Origin of the sequence: Acinetobacter sp. ANC 3882 (assembly GCF_022549545.1) — a bacterium.
Taxonomy (GTDB): Bacteria; Pseudomonadota; Gammaproteobacteria; order Pseudomonadales; family Moraxellaceae; genus Acinetobacter.
This window is the reverse complement of sequence record NZ_JAKZGB010000011.1, coordinates 59,048-79,788: the sequence shown is the minus strand read 5'-3', so window position 1 is coordinate 79,788 and position 20,741 is coordinate 59,048. Positions and strand designations below refer to the sequence as shown.

Genomic DNA, 20,741 nt, shown 5'->3' with positions numbered 1-20,741 from the left:
TGATCTGGACCAAGTTATGCAGTCGCTGCACGTACAGGTGGTACAAACTCTTTCAGGAAATAAGGGCTTAATAAACCTGTTTCAGGGTTTAATAAACGTTCTTTGTAATACGCCATATACGCTGTGGTATCGTGGTCATTTGGATGAAAACTTGGACGTAGATATTCAAGAATGTGCATAAAGCTACTTCCGAATACCCCACGCTCGCTACCGAACAGTAAAGCTGTACTTTCCACGATATCTTTCATATAACAAGGATTAATCAGGTTGCTTGGCTTGCGTACAAATGGCATCAAATAACCACCCAGCGAAACACCACCTAAAATAGTTAAGCTTGCCAGCAAGAAACCTGTAATTCTGAGCCAATAATTACCTGATAACTCTAAGAAAACATCATATGCAATATCTTTATGTTCAGACTCTTCCAACATATGCCACATCCACATGGCACGCTGTCTTTCGTCTTGAGAACCCAACAGATATTCTTCATGCTGCATCATGAATTCAGCAAGCACAGCAGTGTAATGTTCAATGCCTGCCATCAATGAAAGCTGTAAAGACTGTGGAAGTTTATAGATGCCATATTCGAAAACTTTGCCTGCAATTGCGCGAAGCAATTCAACTGGATAACCATTTTCTTTCAACACTTCATCATTAAACTGATTGTGGATTTTTGAATGAATCGCTTCTTGCCCAATCAAAGACGTTAGTCTTTGTTTTAAAATCGGGTCTTCAATAAAATCACGATGATGACGTGCAGTATCGATGACCACATCTTCACCAAAGGTTAGGAAGATGGATAAAGCATGAAAATAAGAGGTTGCTAACTCTTTATTTAAAAAAAACTTTTCATCCAATTCATTTGGATTGAATTTAAAATCAAAATGACGAATTGGGATAGGTGATTTATTCGCTAGATTTTGAATAATCCCCTGATATTTGGTACTTAATTTGTCTGAGAAGACATTTCGAAGAACTTGAGCGACCATGTCTTAATTCCCATAGAGAGAGTAAAAATAAAATCAAACAGCAATGCATCCATCAAAAATCGTAAAGTTGTCTATAAGATTATTTCTGCAACTTTAACGACCTCGATTCTTAAACTTTAAGTTGGGATGCATCACCCTATACACGGGTCAGCTGAGAATGGTTATTTGCATAGTGCATGAGCGAAATAACGGCAACAAGAACCAAACTGCTCATAAGACATTGAGCTTTTTTGCCAACCTATTGCCTTTATTTCACCGCACTCTACTTAGCTATCTGATTCAAAAATTAAGCCGCTTGTACCTTAGGCGTGAACTCTTTTACAAAGAATGGATGCAATGCACCACCTTCTGATAAAAGTTTCTTTTCGTAGTATTCAAAATAAGCGGTTGCATCATGATCATTTGGATGGAAATCCGTACGTAAATAATCAAAAATACGACCTTGGGTACTTCCAAAAACCCCATCCTTCGGACTAAAGATCAGCTTGACACCACGTCGTGCATCTTTCCAAAATTTCGAGGTCAACATTTCTTGTGGCTTACGTAAGATCGGCACCATGGTTGCCGAGAACGGAATCAACCCAAGAATGGTGAAATAAGCCAGCAAGAAGCCTGAGATACGTAGGGCATAATTACCGTTCAGTGTTTGATAAACATCATAGGCAACATCTTTATGCTCTGATTCTTCAAGCATATGCCACATCCATAAGGCGCGGGTTTTTGCATCATCAGAAAAATAGAAATTCTGCTCATGCGCCATCATGTATTCCGCCAATACTGCGGTAAAATGTTCAATCCCGGCCATCAATGAAAGTTTCAGCGGTTGCGGGAATTTCAAGAAAATATGATCAAAGAACTGTTCACCCAGAAAACGATAGAGTCGTACTGGATAATCAAGATCAACAATTGCATCGTTAAATTCATTATGTAATTTTGAATGGATCGCTTCCTGACCAATCAATGAAGTCACACGCTGTCTCAAGATCGGATCTTTCAATTGATCGCGATGATGACGTGCTGTTTCAATCACCAAGTCTTCGCCATAAGTTAAAAATACTGACAGCGTAGCAAAGAAAATCGTAGCGAATTGATTGTTCATATAAAATGAGAGATCAACTTCTTTGCCTTCAAATCCGATGGCCAAGTGACGAATTGGAATACTTTTTTTACTCGCAAAATCGATTTGCTCAGTTATTGGGTTAGATTTAAATAAACTTAAACCTTTCTTTAATGTGCTGCTAATCATGGCTACACCTACCTACTTCACTTGAGCGTCATTTGCCCTTTGACATGCGTTGCATCGGGTTCATCTCTTTTCATCTTTCTCAGTCATTTGAGAAGTCTGAAAAAATATTCGGGAGATTTTTTTGAACCTGATCCTGATATGAAATTACTTTAAACCGATCTTATGTTCGGATTCAATTCGGGTAATTACCAAAGTTTGAATGGATAAATTCTTCATAAAAAGTGGTTCTTATCAAATTTTTAAAACACAAATAAGAACAGCTTAATTATATTTTTTACTTTTATTATCATATATATATTTAAAATTAAAAAACAAACTCCATAAGCCAAAATCAAGGTTAATCTTCGCAAACTGATTTTTATTACAGAAAAAATATAAATATTAAAATGCATGTAATTTTATTTGTTCGGATTAATTAAGCGACCCTTTCATAGGATTCCAGCACATGTTAATCTGACATTATGTTCGGATTTTAACAATAAAAGCTTATGGCGACTCGTAAACCACGTCAATCCCGCTCAAAAGTAACCGTAGATACCATTATCGAAGCTGGTTTCATTGCAGTTGCCAGTAATGGCACCAGTGGCACAACCACACGGCATATTGCAGATATTGCGGGTGTCAGTGTCGGCTCTTTATATGAGTATTTTAAAAACAAAGAAGAAATTTATGATGCAATGGCCAGAACTTTTGTCAAAGAAGTATTGGATATGGTCAAGGAACTCACGCCGATCATCATTGAACAGGAGTTAGAACCTTTATTTGAAATGATTTTCTATACCTTTAGAGATCTACTGACCCGCGATGATGACCGCTATCTCATCTGCCTAAGATATGCGACTGAACTTAAATATGAAAAATATATTGGTCAGATCGAAATGGCACTGATGGAAGTTTTGATGAAATATATGATTCGCCATCCTCGTTATCTAAAGGTCAATAATCTCAGCGTGACTGCTTATATCAGTATTAATAGCAGTATCTTCAATGTGGCACGTCATTTGATTTTACCCAATCCGCAAATCAGCTTTGATGAAATGGTCAAAGGTTTAAGCACCATGATTATTAGCTATATCGAAGCAGAATTGGCAAAAGCAGGAAATTAAAAGCCAGCTTTCACTGGCTCTGCTTAACTTTAGAATGGTCTTGCACCTGCCAAGCTGACACGTTTCAGCAAACGACGTTGCTCGGCAGGAAAAGCTGTACGTGAATGCAAGGTCAACTGATTATCCCAATAGACGATATCTCCAATTTCCCACTGGTGTTCATAACGATATTCAGGCTTGACGATATGCGCTCTTAAGCGTTCGATCAACGCGGCACCCTTTTGGTCATCATAGCCTACAACTTCAACTTCGGTCTGTGCGTCCAGATAAATACCACGTCGACCACTCTCAGAATGTGTACGAACCAATGGATGTGGAAACGCTGCACCTAATATCGGTTGATCAGAAAAGCGATACTTTGGAATCGGGCTTTTATCCTTCAAGCGCAAAAATGGATTATACGTAATCAACTGCAGCCCTTCGATTTCGTCTTTGGTTTCCTGATCAAGGTCTTCATACGCCTGAACGGTGTTATACCAACTGGTCGCACCACCATCTTTTGGAAGTTCAATTGCATAAAGCAAAGATCCACTAGAAGGCTGTGGGGTCCAGTGATGGTCACTATGCGGGGTGAGTTCGCCATGACCAGTATAATCCCCCTCTCCAACCGCATTGGATACAGGTACAATATCAGGCGGTGCGTTGGTATCATGACGTGTTGCCAATACAGGAATATCTGTTGGCGGACGGAAAATCCCGCCAAAATAACTCGCAAAGGCCAGTAAGTCGTTGTCTTCCAAGTCTTGTGACTTAAAAACCAGGATTAAATGTTCATGCAATGCCTTTTTCAGCTTGAGGATCACTTCCCCGCTCTGAGGTTTACTGGCATCCAATCCAGTCACAATCGCCCCCAATGCGCCTTCGATGGGTGTGATGTGCACGGTATCTAAACTATGCTTCTTGTATTCATGCCAACGCGGTGCACTTTCGATCGCGGCTGAAAGTTGTGTGAGTACGGTCATTTTCTTTCCTTTAAATCATTCATTATATTTTTTAAAGCATTCAGCTTTATTCACGATTCCCCAATCACATAATTAGTGATCTATTTAAATATATGCAAACCGTGAAATATAAGAACCAATATTTTTATATTAATTTATTTGTTTTTATGATTATAAATTTTAGTTCACTTGGGCTTACCAAGCGAACTGAAATTGATTAAAATCTTTAATTGGCGGGATAATTAAATGATCTTCAGTTGCATGACTAAAATCTGTCAAAATATCATTTCTAATCGCCGCAAGTCGAACGTCTTCTCGAACACGTGGGTGCGGTAAATGAACAGGAACAATTCGTTTAATTCGGCCAGGATTGGGTTGCATCACTACAACACGATCACCCAGAAAAACGGCTTCCTCGACATCATGGGTCACAATAATCATGGTAATTTTTTCAGTTTGCCAGATCCGTTGTAATTCCTTTTGTAGATTGGCACGTGTGAGTGCATCCAATGCGCCGAAAGGTTCATCCAACAACAAGATTTTAGGTCGATTAATCAGACTTCTTGCAATCGCAACACGTTGACTCATCCCCCCTGAAAGCTGTGCTGGATAAGCATCTTTAAACTTGCTCAAGCCGACCAATTCAATGTGTTCATCAATCAATTGATCCTGTTCAGCACGCGTTAATTTACTATTTAATAATGCAACCCGAATGTTATCTTGCACATTCAGCCAAGGAAATAATCGATGATCTTGGAAGACGATACCGCGCTCCAGACTGGTGCCTTGAATCGGTTGTCCATCGACCAGAATCTTACCTTCAAATTGATCATCCAAACCGACCAGTAAACGTAATAAAGTTGATTTTCCACAACCACTACTACCGACAATACTGACAAATTCCCCTGCTTTAATCTCTAAAGAAATATCATCCAATACAGTTAAGGCATGTTCTTGATACTGCCCATATGATTTATTGAGATGATTAATTTTTACTGAACCCACATTTAATAATGTCATTTTAGCCCCCCTAAAACAGAAATCAAAAATATAATAAAATCAATCTTTACTATATTTTTGATATGACGCTCTATAGTTTTGCCAAAGCAACTTCTGTAGACTTAATTAAAACAATGACTTCACTACCTAATTCTAAATTTAGGTTTTTCACTGATCGTGTGGTAATCACCGAAGTAAAAACTCCCGCAGGTGTTTCTACATCTACCTCAGAAACAACACTACCTTCAATAATTTCTTTAACGACACCACGAAACTGGTTACGCACATTAATTTGAGGAATACTCATCTTTCACCACTTTAGATCTGTTTATTAAGTTATGTTTAGCTATATTAGAAAATGTACAAATATTTAGAACTATTATTTTTGAATATTTTTTGATTAAAAAGTTATATTTATTTTAAATCATTGATTATTATTTTTTAAGAAAAGTGATTTTCAACCAATAAAAAGGTGAACGCTGTCACCTGATTATTGATTTCAATTAACCCAATAATTCTTCCAACATAATATTGACTACTTTATCGTTTCCCACCAAGCCATATTTGACCAATCTTGCACGCACGATGTTGCGACTAATTCCTAACAGCTTAGCTGTTTGGACCTGATTGCGATGGCAATATTCATAAGCAATCCGAATCGTTGCTTCTTCAATCAAGCGATCTAGATTTTCATTTTTCAAGGCATGCGACGATTCAAATAAATTCAGAAGCGCATGCTGCAACATTTGTTTAGGCAATAAATCTGTTCTTGGAATGGTGTGTGTGCTCTTCTCCAAATCAGAAATCTGTCGCAAATTCAAGCTACTGGATAAAGATGCAAAGCAAAAGTCAGTCGGCTGAATTTGATGATTCTTGCAGACCAGTAAGGCATGGTGAATGGCATTTTCCAGTTCACGAATATTACCAGGATAGCCATAGGTCAAGAGTTTCTGGACAGCACTTGGACTCATTGTCGCTATTGGATAGCCCAAACGTTTGCAATACTGGGCAATGAAAAAATTAGCCAATGGTAAAATATCGCCAGGGCGTTCTGCCAAAGGTGAAACTTTAAGCAAAGCGACATTCAGCCGATAAAATAAATCTTCTCTAAACTTGCCTGCTTGAACTGCCTCATCTAAATGGACATTGGTAGCCGCAATCACACGGACATTCAACTTAATTGGCTTGAGTGATCCGACTCGAACAATTTCACGCTCTTGCAGAACCCGTAATAATTTCACCTGCATTGCTGGAGATAAGTCACCGACTTCATCTAGAAACAACGTGCCATGATTGGCCGCTTCAAACCAACCCGCCTTGCTATTGATTGCACCTGTAAATGCGCCTTTTTCATGTCCAAATAACTCACTTTCAGCCAATGATTCTGTAAATGCGCCACAATTTACTGCCACAAAAGGACCACGACTGCGCTGGCTCATCATATGTACCTGACGTGCAACCAGTTCTTTACCCGTCCCGGTATTGCCAATAATCAGGACGCTCGCCTCACTAGGTGCAATCTGTTCAATGCGATCCAGCAAATCTCTTGATTTTTGATCTTCAAAAACCATCGCTGTCGCCCGCTCAGTTCGCGTTAAAGTCTGATTTTGTGGATAAGTAATGAATGACATGCATTTACTTCCCTATTGTTCTAAAAGAGAAGTTATCTTGCATGACTATTTGTTTAAATAGAAATCAATAATTCACCTTTGTTATTTCCATTTATTAAAATAGAAATAAACTCCAATTAATTAAACTACAAAGATGATTTAATTTGGGCTATATGCATTATATTGATTGCTATATATCTTTTTATAATCAATCTGATTTTGTTTTAACTGACCTTCAGAGATTAAATTATTAACCCATATTGTAAAATCATCATTTTTAAATTTCCCTGCATGACTAGGAATTCCCCATTGTGTCCAATATTTTAACATGGCACTATTTTCAGGTCGTTTACGTTTCTCCAAAATGTGTTCAAAACGCGCAATCACCTGATCTCTCGGTTGTTGTCTAGACCATTCAATTGCTTTGGCAATACCCGTTACCACTTTACGGGTAGTATTTGGATGTTCAGCAATATAGCGATTTGCCATGACATAAGTTCCAGTCGTCAGATCGCCAACCAGATCATAATCCCGATAAAGACGACGTACCCCACCCCGTTCGATTGATGGTCCTGTCAAAGGCGCTAAATCCACATGACCATTTCTTAGGGCTTGCTCTGAGGAACCTGGTGGCAAGACCACAAGCGTTACCTGATTAATTTCTTCAGGGCTAAGTCCTCCTTTTTTTAAATAGGTTTTGAGCATATATTCCACTTGTGCACCCAGAATATTGGTTCCAACTTTTTTACCAATTAAGTCTCTGGCTGAATGAATTGGGCTATTTTCCAGTACATAATAGCCAGCAAAAGGATCATCAAAAGTACCGTAGGCAGCAATGACGACGGTTCCCGGTACACCACTGGCCACCATTTTAACGGCTGAGCCCGCAAAACTTGGACTGCTTATATCACTATCACCTGACAAAGCCGATTGAATGCCCTGAGGTCCTCCTGTAGAAACACCCTGATAGCTTAATTTGATTGGTGCGAGATAACCTAAATCCTCAGCCAATTCCAATGGTGTCACCACGCCTGGTGAACCTAAATATTTAAATTCTAAAGATTCAAGTCCATCGACTGCGGTCAATTTCGATGCTGGTTTTGTACATCCCAACAAAATGAGCGACAATGTCACCACATAACTCAAATCAAATAGATGCTTTCCCCAGCCTTGCTTAAACATGTCGATGTACTCCTAACTACCTTTCAGTTTTCCACGCGGTCAAACGCTTTTCGATCGCAAGCAGACTGTAATTAAACAATAGACCAATCGTGGTAATACTAATGATGCCAAAGAACATTTCGGGAATCTGGAAGTTATATTGCGCATAATTAATCAGATAACCCAAACCGGCTTTCGCCCCAACCATTTCTGCGGCAATCAACATCAACACTGAGAATGAACCTGCCAAACGTACGCCCACGAAAATCGTTGGAATCGCAGCAGGTAAAATCACTTTACGGAACAACTGAATAGAACTCAGTCCCATGGTTCGTGCTGACTTGATCAACAATGGATCAACATTACGAACACCGCTGATGGTATTCAGCAAGATGGGCCAAGTGCAGGCATAAGTGACCAATGCAATTTTCGAACTCTCACCAATCCCAAGAAAAAGAATAAACACAGGCAATAAAGCTAATGCAGCCGTGTTTCGGAACACTTCCAATAAAGGGCTCAGAAATTCGGAAAAACGGGTGTACCAACCAATCGCCAAACCTAAAGGAATGGCAATAATGATCGCAAAAATAAAGCCACTGAGTGAACGAATCAAACTAGCTTGCAAATGTGTTAATAATTGACCATTTTGAATCAAGCCCCAACCACTCACCAGAACTGTAGAAAAAGTCGGTAAAAATGCTGAATCGACCAAGCCAATGCGCGGTACGATTTCCCAAATGGCCAAAAACAGTAAAATTGCAGCAGAACGCTTAAAACTACTGGAAAGCCAGCTTAGATTAAAACCATCCACCAATGAACTGATCTTAGATGGAGAAGAAATTGAACTGGACTGAATTGTTTTTGGAAACGTTAATGTCTCTTTTGTGCTCGACATAATCACCTCTGCTTCTTGTTAATCTTTAAAATACGCTGTGCTTAAGCGACCAACTGCTTTTGTTTTTCCTGCTCTTGGGCTTTTAATACTTCTTCACGTAACAAGCTCCAAATCTGATGACGCAGTTGGCTGAATTCGGGGCTGGAACGGACATCCTCCTGATCACTTCTTAGCTCAACTGGTACTTCAATCACCTGTTTGATGCGTCCGGGACGCGAGGTCATAATGGCAATGCGCTGTCCCAAATAAATCGCTTCATCAATACTATGTGTAATAAAAATGATGGTCTTCTGGGTCTGTTGCCAAATTTTGACCAGTTCAGCCTGTAAAGTTTCGCGGGTCTGTGCATCGAGTGCAGCAAAAGGTTCATCCATCAATAGAATGTCGGGGTCATAGGCCAAACTCCGTGCAATTGCGACGCGCTGCTTCATGCCACCCGAAAGTTCATTTGGATAATGATGTTCGAATTCCGCAAGCCCAACCAGATTTAAGAAATACTTTGCCGTTTGATAACGCTGTTGTTTATCAACACCTTTTGCATCCAATCCAAATTCAATGTTTTCTAAAGCCGTTAACCACGGAAATAAAGCATATTGCTGAAAGACGATACCGCGATCTAAACCCGGTTTCTTAATGGCTTGCCCATCAATGGTGATTTGACCTGAACTTGGTGTCGTTAAACCAGCCAAAAGATCGAGTAAGGTTGATTTTCCACAGCCACTGGGACCAACAATGGCAACAAATTCACCCGCCTTAACCTCTAAAGATAAATTTTCGACTGCCACAAAATCTTCGGCCTGGACTTTTGCACCTTTGACTTTTTTGGCAGCAAAAGACTTATAAACATTTTCAATTTTTAATTTTGTACTCATTGCTTCTGCTCCTTACTGTGCTGATCGTCAGCTACATTTTTGTTTACACTTACGTAGGGATTAAATTGATTGGTAAATAAAGCATCTGCCTTAACCTGATTGGGTTTGAACTCACCCCGTTTTTCAAATAGGTCAATCCAACGTTGATATTGTGCTGCATTTAACAACCCACCTTGACTGACTACCCCATAGCTGCGCCAGTACTGCATCAGCACATCGCTTTCATTGCGTTTTCTCTTTTCAATAATGCTTTTAAAACGGGCGAGCACTTGTTCTCGTGGTGTTTGCTTGGTCCATTCCACGGCTTTGGCAACACCTGTTACATATTGCTTGACCACTTCTGGGTGCTGCTGAATGAATTTTTCAGTAAAGACATAACTACCCGCGGTAAAACTGCCATACAGATCCGTGTCTGAGACCAGTTTTCTTAAACCACCACGTTCCAAGGCCTTATCTTGAAAAATAGAAACCAGCGCTGCGGCATCCACTTGTCCTGCACGTAAGGCTTGTTCTGTGTTGGTAGGCGGCAATACAACAAATTCCACTTGATTGATTTCGTCATTGCTTAAACCTTGACGTGCCAAATAGTCTTTCAAGACAAATTCGTAATGTGCACCCAATGTGTTTACAGCCACTTTTTTGCCGATCAAATCACGCGCTGAATGAATCTGACTATTATTCGGAACGTAATAACCGACCCAACTTTTATCATCACTGCCATAAGAGGCAACTACGGCCTTGATCTTAATCCCTGCTGCTGCAAGCTTGATGATTGCGCCATCAAAAGCCGTTGCAACATCCACATCGCCCGTCGTGAGTGCTTGTAAGTCCTGAGGACCACCTTGCACACTGCCAACATATTTCAGCTTTAAGTCACCTAAATAACCCAAGTCTTCAGCCAGTTCTGGTAATGAAACCACACTGGTTAAAGATTGATAACGAAGCTCATGTACCTGATTGGGAGGAATATCTGATTGTTTACTACATGCAATGAGACTGATTGCCATTAAACTCAATACGCTAATCTGCCCAAGCGATTTAAAATGCCGTTTGAAAAACTGCCGAAAATTCTGTTGTTTCATTTTATTATTCTCCTAACGTCGCCAAACCAAAATACGACGCTCAGTTAAGTTGGCTAAGCTATTCCACGCCACACCGATAAAACCAATCACGATTAAACCAAATACAATCAGACCAACATCTAAAGCAGCCCGTCCACGAATCACGATATTGCCCAGCCCGACACCATAGTTTGCCAATAAAAACTCTGCCCCGATGGTCGCTACCCAAGCGAAAATCAAACCCAGTTGTAAGCCCAAAAAGATTTGGCTGGCTGCCGCAGGTAAAATCAGTTTGCTCAAGGTCTGCCAAGCATTGAATTGATAGACTTTGGCAACTTCGTATTGATGCAATGGAATTTGTCTGACCCCATCAATGGTATGTAAAGCCACGGGATAAAAAACTGAGAGCACAATGAATAAAATTTTCGCGCTATTGCCATAATCCAAAAAGGTGGTGATTAACGGTAACCATGCAAACAAAGAAATCTGCCGCAATACATTAAAACTGGGCAAAAATAAATAATTGGCCCAACGTGAAACGCCAACGACAATGCCAAAAATAATGGCCAGAATGCTGCCTATGACAAAACCGGTCAGATCACGGAACAGGCTCGCGCCTAAACCTGTCCAAAACTCTTGCTGCTGAAATTGAAGAATTGCGATCTGCACCACCTCAAATGGTGCTGGAATGAGTTTAGGATTGACCCAATTCAACTTGGATGCGATCGCCCACAACACAATGAAAACAATCGGGAGGACCAAACCATAAACGTTTAAATAATTGAAATTAAATCTTGGTTTGGATGTAGACGTAATAGACATATTCAATCCCCTTAAAATGCACTGCGTTGCCAATGGCTAAACCAGCGTTCAACCCAACCCAAAATATGATCTAGAACAAAACCCACGATCCCAATCACAATAACAGCCATAAAAATAATGTCGGGTTGGATCAATTGCCGTCCCCACACAATCAGGTAACCAATTCCTTCACTACTGGCTAATAGTTCGACAAAAACCAGTGACAGCCACGCCTGCATAATCCCTTGACGTAAACCACTGACAATATTGGGCAAAGCAGAAGGCAAAATGACACGACGAAATCGCTGCCACGCACTAAAGCGATACACCTGCGAGACTTCTAATAAATGTGGAGGCACATTCAAAACACTGCGATAAGTCGCAACCAATACAGGCACAAATACCGCAAGTGAAATCGCTGCAATTTTTAAGCTTTCATCAATACCCAAAAAGATCATGAGTAATGGAATCCAGCCAATCACTGGAAATTGCGCAATCAGATTAAAAGTTGGGTAAATGAACTTGTGTGCGAGACGTGATAAACCGATCAGAAAACCCAATAACAACCCGATGCTGCCGCCCACCAAGACACTCCAAGCAACCCGTTTTAAGCTAATCCATAAATTATCCTGTAACTCATGCGTATCGATCAGTTCTAACGTGGTTTGCCAAACCAAGGCAGGACTAGGCAAAATTTGTTCAGGTAACCACTGCTTCTGAAAAGCATAATGCCAAACCGCCAAAGCGATCCCAGGTAAAACCAAAGCCAATAAAATACGAACTGCCCATATGCCGATTTGCTTGAAACAAGGGGATAAATTAATTCGCTGCCAAGTGTGTTCATTTTCTAATTGAGTTTCGATGCTACTCATTTTATTGACCCTCTATTTCTGAATACATTTCAATCTCTACGGGCGGTGCTGTAAAAACTTGTGTAAGTTGCTGGGCAAAGCCGATCAGCCCGCCAAATAAAACTGCTGAAATAAGAAACATCGACTGTAAGCCCCAGTAGTGACCTAGCCAGCCTCCTACTATGCTTCCTAGCAAAGCCCCCGCAGGTCCTGCCATTGCTGTTAATCCAGAAACCTTTGCCATTCCCAAGCGTTCACCCACATTGGCAAACATGGTGAAATTGACAATATGCAACATCGCAAGCCCCAAACCCAAAATCACAGCACCCATCCACAACAGCGCTGGAACTTTGGGAATACCCAAGGCCACAGATGCCACTGCAACACAGGCAAAACCCGTTTGATAAAAGCGTTTTATCCCCCAGCGTGCGAGTAAAGTACCTGTCGTAAATAAGGCCACAACAAACACCGCACCCTGTAGTGTCACCAAACTGGCAGCAATCGTTTCACTCAAACCAAAGTCTTTGATTGCAATAACAATGATGAAAAAACCGTAGTACGCCATCACGGCATTGCTCGCCATTTCAATTAGACTGGTACGTCGTAAAGCCTGATCTTGTTTTAATAAAACCAATTGCTTGGCAATTACGGCAAGGCTAAAGGCCTCGTTCTGTTGCGCTTGACTGATCTCTGTTGAGTTTGATCCAAAGGCCAATGGTGCAAACACTATCGGTAGCAAAAAAAGTACCGCAATCCACCAAAATGCGCCTGAGAATCCAGCCCCACTTACTAAACTCACGGCCAATAACGGACCAACCAGAAAGAAGCCCATCATATGCGTGCCTCTAAACCATCCCGCCCTAGCAGCACCTATACTTTTTAAATGCTGCATATACACTGTATTGAGCGAAACAAACCGCATTGGCATACATAGCCCAACAAGGAAAGTACATAAGATCAGATACCAAACCGCTGGATAAAACGGCACCGTGACATACACCACTGCTGCGAGAAAACTTCCTAACACAAACATTGTCTTAGGCCCGTGTCGCTGTACTAACAAACCAATTGGTAATCCGATCAGCAAAATACCTAAACTCTGTACTGCGGCAATCAATCCCATTTCAAACTCATTCGCAGCTAACTGCACCGCATATAACGAGGTCACGATTTTCGCAATACCAATGCCCAAGCCTGCACACAATGCCAAGCCAATAAAGCCCAATACAAAGTGCCACTGACCCAATTCAGCCTGAGCAACCGATTCCTGACGCATAGGTCATTCCTAAAATGGTGAACAAATAAACTGGCTTGCCAAAGGCATACACGCCCTTGGCTCAACCCAGATCACAATTACTTTTTACGGTTGCCATTCACATCAAATTTTGGCCAGAAGTTTTCCAGTCTCAGTTCTTGAATTGCCGTGTTGAGATACTTCGGTTCAATCCAAGAATCCACATCCACTGGACGTCGAATCAGTTTGTAATCAATCGACTGCTGAACTGATTTCTTTAAAGAGTTGACTGCGTAATCATCAAGGTATGGTGAGTTACGATCTTTCAGCGAGTAATCATCCCAGTCTTTTTTATAGTCAAGATAAGGCACACCGCTTTGAGCCCATAGCTTGTACTGCGTATCACGATTCTTTTCATCTGAGCTCCACACGTTATCCTTGATAAATGTGGTCACCACACGCTGTACAATTTGTGGATATTTCTTTTCAAAATCTTCGCTGACCCATGCCACCAACGGACCATTCAGGTTTGGATCTTTACGCACTTCTAAAATACGCTTTGCCACACCACGTGCTTCCAATGTCCACGGGCTGGTAATCAGACCATCAATATCACCTGTTGATAGTGAGGTTTGAGCTGAATAAAAGTCCTGACTAATTACACGGAAATCTTTTTCAGTGAATCCGTATTTACGGAATAAACGCCCTAAAATCAGCTGTTGGTTGGTGCCTTTAAATACAGAAATGGTTTTGCCTTTTAAATCTGCCAGACTTTTCGCACCTGAATCCGATGGCACTGCAAAGTAAACAGGTCCAAAACGCCCCGTCACAAATAACAGTTTGGATTTCAAACCTGTTGAACGTCCGACAATCGAAGGCAAATCACCATGCCCGATACCAAAATCAACTTTTTTGTTGGCTAATGCCTCATTTAATGCTGGACCTGCACCTGGGAAAAAGCTCCATTTCACCTTGATGCCGTCTTTGGCAAACTCTTTTTCCAAAATGCCACGTAAGTTCGCACTTGCATAAGCACTTCCCCCAACTTTGGGTTTTCCACCTACCCCTGCACCAGGAACCCCCAGTCGAATTTCTGTGGGATTGCTTTCAGCAAAAACTGAGAAACTGGTGGCAACCAGCAAACCTGCCGTTGCACCAATAAATAAATGTTTTGTCAAAAATTTCATTGTGTCATTACTCATATTGGAACATTAAAAGGTGTATTGGAATTGCGCTTGTACTTCCGAGAAGTCTTTTTGCGCAGCTGTCTCGTGGTCATAGCTCCAGCGATTCAGCCCTAATTGGAATTTTGTGGTTTGTGCAAAGAAGAAATTTAGGCCCAAAGTATGAATATCGACTTTGCCAAGTCCTTGCCCAGCAATGCCAATGACATCTGCACCTTTATTTGGGTTGTAGCTGTCATAGCGATAGAAGGTCTGGATTGATTTCGGCCAGAAGTCATCAAACTTCGCAACAGATTTCACACTGTTATAAAATTGATCGCCAAAGGTATAAAACAGGGTTGCGGTATGCCCTTCAGACTTTACTTCTGAGGTAGAGCCTGTGGCCGTTGCATAGTCACTGAGTCCTTTGACATATTCATAAGTCACGCCAAACGGTGCATGGTTGTAGTAAATATCGAAACCTAAACGATCATTGCGACCGTTACCATCGAGAACATTACTGCCTGCGATGACATTTTTACTGCCTTTGAGATACGAAGCACCAAATTTCAGCTCACGGAACCAACTGGCATAATCAACAGGTAAAGTGAAAGCGACCCGTCCGATATAATCTTTCTTGTCATTGTCATCGACTTTATTGGTCCCATTTCCATTAACCACACCCAAAGCATATTCAAATAATGGCGCTCGATAGTTTGATGAATAATCAACAAATGGTTTTACATCGCCACGCACAATCAGACCTGTCTGGCGATTGAATAAACCCAATTGCGCCAGTCCTGTTGCAACGTTGATGGTCGGCCGTAAATCCTCTGGAGATTGCGGGTCTAAGCCAAAGGGAATCAGTTGTTGTCCAAGCGTCACGTTTAAACGAGGGACTTCGGGACCACCATTGGTTGAAGTAAAGTTATAGCGTAAAAATGCATCGGCCAAATTCAAATCACTGGCACTACCCGCTGTACCTGTACGTTTGCCGTAGCTAAAAGACAATTGATAATCTAAGTTTTTGCCTTCTTTATAATCTCGATATAAATTTCCTCGTACGCCAAATAACGCCGTTGGGATATCAAACGTATTACGGCGTGGTGTAACCGGTGCAGGATTTCCAGCTGAGGTATCCCGACTTTGTGTTTGTGCACGGACTTGTACCGTTCCATACAAAGTCGTATCTCGAGTTGATTTCACCGAAGTACGCTCATATTGGCGTGATTGATCATACTTATAGTTTTCTAAATCACTCCGAAAACCAGCCAATTCGCTTTGAGTTGCAAAGCTATGTTCAGTATTTTCTTCCTGAGCATCAGCTGATGTTTCATCTTGAGCTGCAAGCTGTGCTGCCTCACCGACCTCGGTTGAAGCTTGTTTTTTTTGCTTTAACGCATTGACCTGTTGCTGTAATGCCGTCAATTGCACCTGTAATTGCGCTAATGTAGTATCAATATCTTCTGCTGCCTGAGCTGTGCCGCTTCCCAAAAGTGTTGCAATGCTCAAAGCAATCGATAAAGAGAGATGATGTTTTTTCACCAATAAAGCCCCTAAAACTAAAACAATAAAATTTGAGTAAAAAAATCCGATGTGTGACTGAATAAGCAAGCACACCGAAAAAAGATCCCAATGAAATGAATTAAAAAATGAGAGAGAAATTAACTTTCCATACAACAACGCAACATCTTCATCCTGTGCTCCTCAGCCTGCATAAAATCAATCTTTGATTCATATACCAAGATATTTGCAAGCAGCATGCCAATTATTAAATGTTTGTTTTTTATATAAATTTATAAAACCTCATCTCTATTTTTCTGTTGAAGCCATGTTGATTTTCCAACACCCTGCTTATACAAAAACAGCATATTTTCAGGTTTTTATTTCTTATTTTTAGATATTTGAATCGTACAGCGATATGCTTATCTGAAAATAAAAAAGGACAGCTGGAATGACTCAGCTGTCCTGAATAAAAGAAGAGATTAAATTGAACGATATTCCTTATGTTTTAAGGCGCAGGATTAGGATGCGCTTGATGAATTTGCTCAATCCCCTGAATGACCTCATCAGATAACTGTAGGTGAATACTCTCAATATTGGTTTTGAGCTGATGTAAATTGGTCGCTCCAATAATATTACTGGTCACAAAACGGCGGCTGTTCACATAGGCTAAAGCCAACTGGGCAGGATCTAAATCATATTGCTGCGCCAACGCAACATAACGACGGATTGCATCTTCAGATGCTTGACCTTTATAACGTGCAAAACGTTCCCATAAGGTTAAACGTGCTCCTGCTGGCTGCGCCCCATCTAAGTATTTACCCGTCAATGCACCAAATGCCAAAGGTGAATACGCCAGCAAACCCACCTGTTCTCGGATTGCAATTTCAGCATTACCGATTTCAAAACTACGGTTCAATAAATTATAGGGATTTTGGATAGACACAACCCGTGCTAAGCCCAAGGTTTCGGAATACTTCAAAAACTGACTCACGCCCCATGGGGTTTCATTGGATAAGCCAATATGTCGGATCTTGCCTGCTTGAATGAGTTCAGACAAAACAGTCAGCGTTTCTAAAATTGGAACGGTATCTTCATCTTCAACATGGTTATAGCCCAATTCACCGAAATGATTGGTACTTCGGTCTGGCCAATGAAGTTGATAAATATCAATATAGTCCGTCTGCAAACGTTGCAGGCTATCATGCAGTGCAGTTTCAATATTAGCGCGATCTAGCTTGGTTTGACCTGAACGAAAATGCGAAGCTTGGGTGAGTTTCCCTGAACGGCCTACCACTTTGCTGGCAATCAGGACTTGGTCCCGTTTCTGTGACTGCTTTAACCATGTCCCTATATATTTTTCAGTTAAGCCCTGTGTCTCAGGTTTCGGTGGTACTGGATACATTTCAGCGGTATCAATCAAATTTACGCCTTGCTCCACGGCATAATCCAACTGCTCATGTGCTTCGGATTCAGAATTCTGTTCACCCCAAGTCATCGTACCTAGCGCAATCACACTTACATCAATATCAGTTTGACCTAATTTTCTATATTGCATTTTTCACTCAATTCAATTGTGATGACACAAGAGCGACTGTTAATGGTCGCCCTTGTTTCTTTAATTTATGCTTCAGTTTTAACATGAATTTAACTGGCTTTGTTTTTTTCAACCTGTCGAGCAAGGACATATTGATTTTCTGGACGTGCCAGTCCCAAGTTTTCGCGCAACGTTGTTCCTTCATATTCGGTACGAAATAAACCACGACGCTGTAACTCTGGCACAATCAACTCGACAAAATCATTCAAGCCTGCTGGCGTGCTTGGTGGCAAAATATTGAAGCCATCGGCAGCTTCATTTTCAAACCATTGTTGTAATTGATCGACAATCTGTTCAGGTGTGCCAATCAGTTGCCAATGTCCACGTGCACCAGCAACCCACTCATAGAGCTGACGGATACTGAAATTGTTTTTCTTGGCAATATCTGCAATTAAAGCAGGACGACTCACCATTCCTTGCCCTTCACCTAACTCAGGGAATGGACCATCTAGATCATAGCCTGAAAAATCAAAGCCACCACTTAAACCACTCAGTAAAGCAAGCCCTGCTTCTGGTTGAATCAAGTCCGTAAGCTGTTGATATTTAGCGCGCGCTTCTTCTTCTGTACGCCCCACAAATGCAGAAACCCCGGGTAAAATTAAAAGTTCATCCGCTGAGCGTCCATATTTCGCTAAACGGCTTTTTACATCACGATAGAACTCTTGTGCATCTTCCAGTTTTTGATTGGCGGTAAAAATGACTTCTGCATAACGTGCTGCAAGATCACGCCCAGGCCCTGACTGTCCTGCCTGCACAATGACGGGGTAACCTTGAGGCGTACGCGGCACATTCAAAGCACCTTTTACGGCATAGTATTTGCCTTGATGATTCGGGTTATGAACTTTTTCGGGATTATAGAAAACACCTGATGCCTTATCATGAATAAAGGCATCATCTTCCCAGCTATCCCAAAGTTTTTTAATCAGCTCAACATATTCCTGTGCACGCTCGTAACGCTCTGCATGTGGAATTTGTTGTTCATAACCAAAGTTTGCGGCAGCAGCCTCCGAAGCAGAAGTCACCACGTTCCATCCAGCTCGACCATGACTGAGGTGATCGAGTGAAGCAAATTTACGCGCCAATAAGTACGGTTCTTCATACGTTGTCGACGCAGTTGCAATAAACCCGATATGTTTGGTTACTGTTGATAAAGCCGCAAATAGTGTGACGGGTTCAAAGCCAGCCACTTTATCACTATAGCCCGTTTTTTCTGCTTGTCCGAAATTCACAGCTAAACCATCAGCCAAGAAATAAGCATCAAATAAGCCTTTTTCAGCTAACTGTACCTGTTCTTTAATAAAATCAAAATCAACAGCTTTTGTCGGTTGCGATTCTGGATGTCGCCATGCAGCGATATGTTGTCCAGTTGCTGGAATAAATGCACCCAATCGAATTTTTCTACTCATGTTCTGCTCCAAATTTGTTGTTCAACACAATTCATCTTTCACTGTGATGAATACAAATTGGGTGCCATATTTTTATTTATAAATATCAAATAATTAAAAAATAGTCGTTTTAGCTATGCTTCAGCAACAGCATGATTCTGTTGAGGGGGTGGTGGAAAATCAACAATGCTCGTCGATAAAACTTCATTGAAGTAAATCTACTGTCATCCACATTTTGGATTTATTCTGAGGATGTCGTTATTGGTAACTTGATGCTAAACACACTATTCTGATTCGGATTGCTATATTCAATTGAACCTTTATGCGCAACCACAATCGCGTGGACAACGGCTAGACCTAAACCCGTGCCACCAAATTCTTTATTTCGTGACTGTTCCAGTCTAAAAAATGGATCAAATAGGTCTTGTTGATATTCTGGGGCAATACCTGGACCTTGATCCTCAATTTTCAGCACCCAATCATCTGCCACCCACTGCGTAGAAATTTTAAGTGTTCCTGCATTTGCATAGCGAATTGCATTTTCAATCAAGGCAATAAGTATCTGCTCAATACGCCGACTATCACAATGTATAAATGAGGCCCTGACATCCAGTACTGGGATAATTTGGGCTTTTGCCAAGCGATCTTCGAACAGTTTTAAAACTTTTTCCGCATGCAGTTTAAAATCAATCTTTTCATAATTTAATCTGAGTTGCTGATTTTCCACTAGACTCAGTGTCCGTAGGTCTTCAACCAAATGTGACAAACCTTCTACCTGACTTAATAAGCTTTTAAATAAGGCCTCATCGGGTTTAAAAACACCATCAAGAACCCCTTGTAAACGTCCCTGTAAAATCGTGATTGGTGTTCTCAACTCGTGTGCGATTGCAGCATTCCAGACCTGTGCATTTTCAACCGAGCTTTCTAGTTTTTTTGCCATATCGTTGAAATTATTCATCAGTTCAGCAATTTCAGTAGAATGAATCTTGCTGTCGTCTGCCCGTGCGGAAAGGTCACCGTGGCTAATTTTCTTTGCTGCTTCGGCCAAATAATTAATCGGTACGATAAACCGTTGTGCTAAATGCATACCAATAATCAATGAAATCACTGAACCACAAAACACCACCGTACCAAGCCAAATCCAATCGACAAAATGGAATTCCGTCCAATCTCCCTGTAAAGAACTTAACGTAATCCAACCAACATCAATGGCATAGTTATAAATGAAATAGCCTAGAAAAACTGAAAAAAGTGTCACGCTTAAGTTGACAATACTTAAGGCAATAAAGAGCTGTTTACTGATTCCTGAGCGACTTTTCATAACATT

At 41.0% G+C, this 20,741-nt stretch carries 19 protein-coding genes; 1 reads left to right on the top strand and 18 read right to left on the bottom strand.

Features of this window, described 5'->3' with window-relative positions; translation table 11 throughout:
• Window positions 1-14: 14 nt before the first annotated feature.
• Both MMO42_RS16365 and MMO42_RS16360 read right to left on the bottom strand, forming a co-directional pair.
• The gene (locus MMO42_RS16365; protein WP_241321344.1) at window positions 15-989 is read right to left on the bottom strand and encodes a metal-dependent hydrolase; all 975 of its coding nucleotides are present in this window, start codon (window positions 987-989) and stop codon (window positions 15-17) included.
• Window positions 990-1,275: 286 nt separating this feature from the next.
• Entirely contained in the window at window positions 1,276-2,235 is a 960-nt protein-coding gene (locus MMO42_RS16360; protein ID WP_005295027.1) for a metal-dependent hydrolase, read from the bottom strand.
• A 488-nt stretch (window positions 2,236-2,723) separates the two neighbouring features.
• Between MMO42_RS16360 and MMO42_RS16355 the strand changes: the two genes are divergently transcribed.
• Complete coding sequence (locus tag MMO42_RS16355) at window positions 2,724-3,341, top strand: TetR/AcrR family transcriptional regulator (RefSeq protein WP_005295029.1); 618 nt, start codon at window positions 2,724-2,726, stop codon at window positions 3,339-3,341.
• 29 nt (window positions 3,342-3,370) lie between these two features.
• Here MMO42_RS16355 and MMO42_RS16350 read toward each other — a convergent pair whose 3' ends face one another.
• From MMO42_RS16350 to adeS, 16 genes are all read right to left on the bottom strand, one after another.
• Window positions 3,371-4,303 carry a TauD/TfdA family dioxygenase gene (locus tag MMO42_RS16350; RefSeq protein ID WP_241321343.1) on the bottom strand — a complete coding sequence of 311 codons (933 nt, stop codon included), beginning with the start codon at window positions 4,301-4,303 and terminating at the stop codon, window positions 3,371-3,373.
• Between the two features lie 174 nt (window positions 4,304-4,477).
• Window positions 4,478-5,302 (bottom strand): ABC transporter ATP-binding protein, encoded by an 825-nt coding sequence (locus MMO42_RS16345; RefSeq protein ID WP_241321342.1) that lies wholly within the window; start codon window positions 5,300-5,302, stop codon window positions 4,478-4,480.
• 70 nt (window positions 5,303-5,372) lie between these two features.
• The gene (locus tag MMO42_RS16340) at window positions 5,373-5,588 is read right to left on the bottom strand and encodes a TOBE domain-containing protein (RefSeq protein WP_004654121.1); all 216 of its coding nucleotides are present in this window, start codon (window positions 5,586-5,588) and stop codon (window positions 5,373-5,375) included.
• Between the two features lie 196 nt (window positions 5,589-5,784).
• The gene (locus tag MMO42_RS16335) at window positions 5,785-6,912 is read right to left on the bottom strand and encodes a sigma-54 dependent transcriptional regulator (RefSeq protein ID WP_241321341.1); all 1,128 of its coding nucleotides are present in this window, start codon (window positions 6,910-6,912) and stop codon (window positions 5,785-5,787) included.
• A gap of 138 nt (window positions 6,913-7,050) precedes the next feature.
• Window positions 7,051-8,073, bottom strand: coding sequence for an ABC transporter substrate-binding protein (locus tag MMO42_RS16330; protein WP_241321340.1), 1,023 nt, complete (start codon window positions 8,071-8,073; stop codon window positions 7,051-7,053).
• Window positions 8,074-8,089: 16 nt separating this feature from the next.
• Window positions 8,090-8,947: an ABC transporter permease gene (locus MMO42_RS16325; RefSeq protein ID WP_241321339.1), complete on the bottom strand. Its 858-nt coding sequence runs from the start codon at window positions 8,945-8,947 to the stop codon at window positions 8,090-8,092.
• Between the two features lie 41 nt (window positions 8,948-8,988).
• Complete coding sequence (locus MMO42_RS16320) at window positions 8,989-9,819, bottom strand: ABC transporter ATP-binding protein (protein ID WP_241321338.1); 831 nt, start codon at window positions 9,817-9,819, stop codon at window positions 8,989-8,991.
• Entirely contained in the window at window positions 9,816-10,901 is a 1,086-nt protein-coding gene (locus tag MMO42_RS16315; RefSeq protein ID WP_241321337.1) for an ABC transporter substrate-binding protein, read from the bottom strand. The genes MMO42_RS16320 and MMO42_RS16315 overlap by 4 nt, the downstream gene beginning before the upstream one ends.
• A 12-nt stretch (window positions 10,902-10,913) precedes the next feature.
• Window positions 10,914-11,702 (bottom strand): ABC transporter permease, encoded by a 789-nt coding sequence (locus MMO42_RS16310; RefSeq protein WP_241321336.1) that lies wholly within the window; start codon window positions 11,700-11,702, stop codon window positions 10,914-10,916.
• An 11-nt stretch (window positions 11,703-11,713) separates the two neighbouring features.
• A complete protein-coding gene (locus tag MMO42_RS16305) occupies window positions 11,714-12,553 on the bottom strand; it encodes an ABC transporter permease (RefSeq protein WP_241321335.1) in 840 nt (279 codons plus the stop codon).
• Between the two features lies 1 nt (window position 12,554).
• On the bottom strand, window positions 12,555-13,808 hold the full coding sequence (locus MMO42_RS16300) for an MFS transporter (protein ID WP_241321334.1): 1,254 nt from the start codon (window positions 13,806-13,808) through the stop codon (window positions 12,555-12,557).
• A gap of 77 nt (window positions 13,809-13,885) precedes the next feature.
• Window positions 13,886-14,953, bottom strand: coding sequence for an ABC transporter substrate-binding protein (locus tag MMO42_RS16295; protein ID WP_241321333.1), 1,068 nt, complete (start codon window positions 14,951-14,953; stop codon window positions 13,886-13,888).
• 24 nt (window positions 14,954-14,977) lie between these two features.
• Window positions 14,978-16,501 carry a DUF3138 domain-containing protein gene (locus MMO42_RS16290; RefSeq protein WP_241321363.1) on the bottom strand — a complete coding sequence of 508 codons (1,524 nt, stop codon included), beginning with the start codon at window positions 16,499-16,501 and terminating at the stop codon, window positions 14,978-14,980.
• Between the two features lie 439 nt (window positions 16,502-16,940).
• Window positions 16,941-17,990, bottom strand: a complete 1,050-nt coding sequence (locus MMO42_RS16285) for an NADP(H)-dependent aldo-keto reductase (protein WP_241321332.1) — start codon at window positions 17,988-17,990, stop codon at window positions 16,941-16,943.
• A gap of 89 nt (window positions 17,991-18,079) precedes the next feature.
• Complete coding sequence (locus MMO42_RS16280) at window positions 18,080-19,435, bottom strand: LLM class flavin-dependent oxidoreductase (protein WP_241321331.1); 1,356 nt, start codon at window positions 19,433-19,435, stop codon at window positions 18,080-18,082.
• 220 nt (window positions 19,436-19,655) lie between these two features.
• Window positions 19,656-20,735 (bottom strand): two-component sensor histidine kinase AdeS, encoded by a 1,080-nt coding sequence (adeS, locus tag MMO42_RS16275; protein ID WP_241321330.1) that lies wholly within the window; start codon window positions 20,733-20,735, stop codon window positions 19,656-19,658.
• Window positions 20,736-20,741 lie beyond the last annotated feature (6 nt).

Excerpts from the sequence above, each read along its gene's own strand:
- MMO42_RS16365 (WP_241321344.1), bottom strand. The coding sequence starts at position 989 with ATGGTCGCTCAAGTTCTTCGAAATGTCTTCTCAGACAAATTAAGTACC.
- MMO42_RS16360 (WP_005295027.1), bottom strand. The coding sequence starts at position 2,235 with ATGATTAGCAGCACATTAAAGAAAGGTTTAAGTTTATTTAAATCTAAC.
- MMO42_RS16355 (WP_005295029.1), top strand. The coding sequence starts at position 2,724 with ATGGCGACTCGTAAACCACGTCAATCCCGCTCAAAAGTAACCGTAGAT.
- MMO42_RS16350 (WP_241321343.1), bottom strand. The coding sequence starts at position 4,303 with ATGACCGTACTCACACAACTTTCAGCCGCGATCGAAAGTGCACCGCGT.
- MMO42_RS16345 (WP_241321342.1), bottom strand. The coding sequence starts at position 5,302 with ATGACATTATTAAATGTGGGTTCAGTAAAAATTAATCATCTCAATAAA.
- MMO42_RS16340 (WP_004654121.1), bottom strand. The coding sequence starts at position 5,588 with ATGAGTATTCCTCAAATTAATGTGCGTAACCAGTTTCGTGGTGTCGTT.
- MMO42_RS16335 (WP_241321341.1), bottom strand. The coding sequence starts at position 6,912 with ATGTCATTCATTACTTATCCACAAAATCAGACTTTAACGCGAACTGAG.
- MMO42_RS16330 (WP_241321340.1), bottom strand. The coding sequence starts at position 8,073 with ATGTTTAAGCAAGGCTGGGGAAAGCATCTATTTGATTTGAGTTATGTG.
- MMO42_RS16325 (WP_241321339.1), bottom strand. The coding sequence starts at position 8,947 with ATGTCGAGCACAAAAGAGACATTAACGTTTCCAAAAACAATTCAGTCC.
- MMO42_RS16320 (WP_241321338.1), bottom strand. The coding sequence starts at position 9,819 with ATGAGTACAAAATTAAAAATTGAAAATGTTTATAAGTCTTTTGCTGCC.
- MMO42_RS16315 (WP_241321337.1), bottom strand. The coding sequence starts at position 10,901 with ATGAAACAACAGAATTTTCGGCAGTTTTTCAAACGGCATTTTAAATCG.
- MMO42_RS16310 (WP_241321336.1), bottom strand. The coding sequence starts at position 11,702 with ATGTCTATTACGTCTACATCCAAACCAAGATTTAATTTCAATTATTTA.
- MMO42_RS16305 (WP_241321335.1), bottom strand. The coding sequence starts at position 12,553 with ATGAGTAGCATCGAAACTCAATTAGAAAATGAACACACTTGGCAGCGA.
- MMO42_RS16300 (WP_241321334.1), bottom strand. The coding sequence starts at position 13,808 with ATGCGTCAGGAATCGGTTGCTCAGGCTGAATTGGGTCAGTGGCACTTT.
- MMO42_RS16295 (WP_241321333.1), bottom strand. The coding sequence starts at position 14,953 with ATGAAATTTTTGACAAAACATTTATTTATTGGTGCAACGGCAGGTTTG.
- MMO42_RS16285 (WP_241321332.1), bottom strand. The coding sequence starts at position 17,990 with ATGCAATATAGAAAATTAGGTCAAACTGATATTGATGTAAGTGTGATT.
- MMO42_RS16280 (WP_241321331.1), bottom strand. The coding sequence starts at position 19,435 with ATGAGTAGAAAAATTCGATTGGGTGCATTTATTCCAGCAACTGGACAA.
- adeS (WP_241321330.1), bottom strand. The coding sequence starts at position 20,735 with ATGAAAAGTCGCTCAGGAATCAGTAAACAGCTCTTTATTGCCTTAAGT.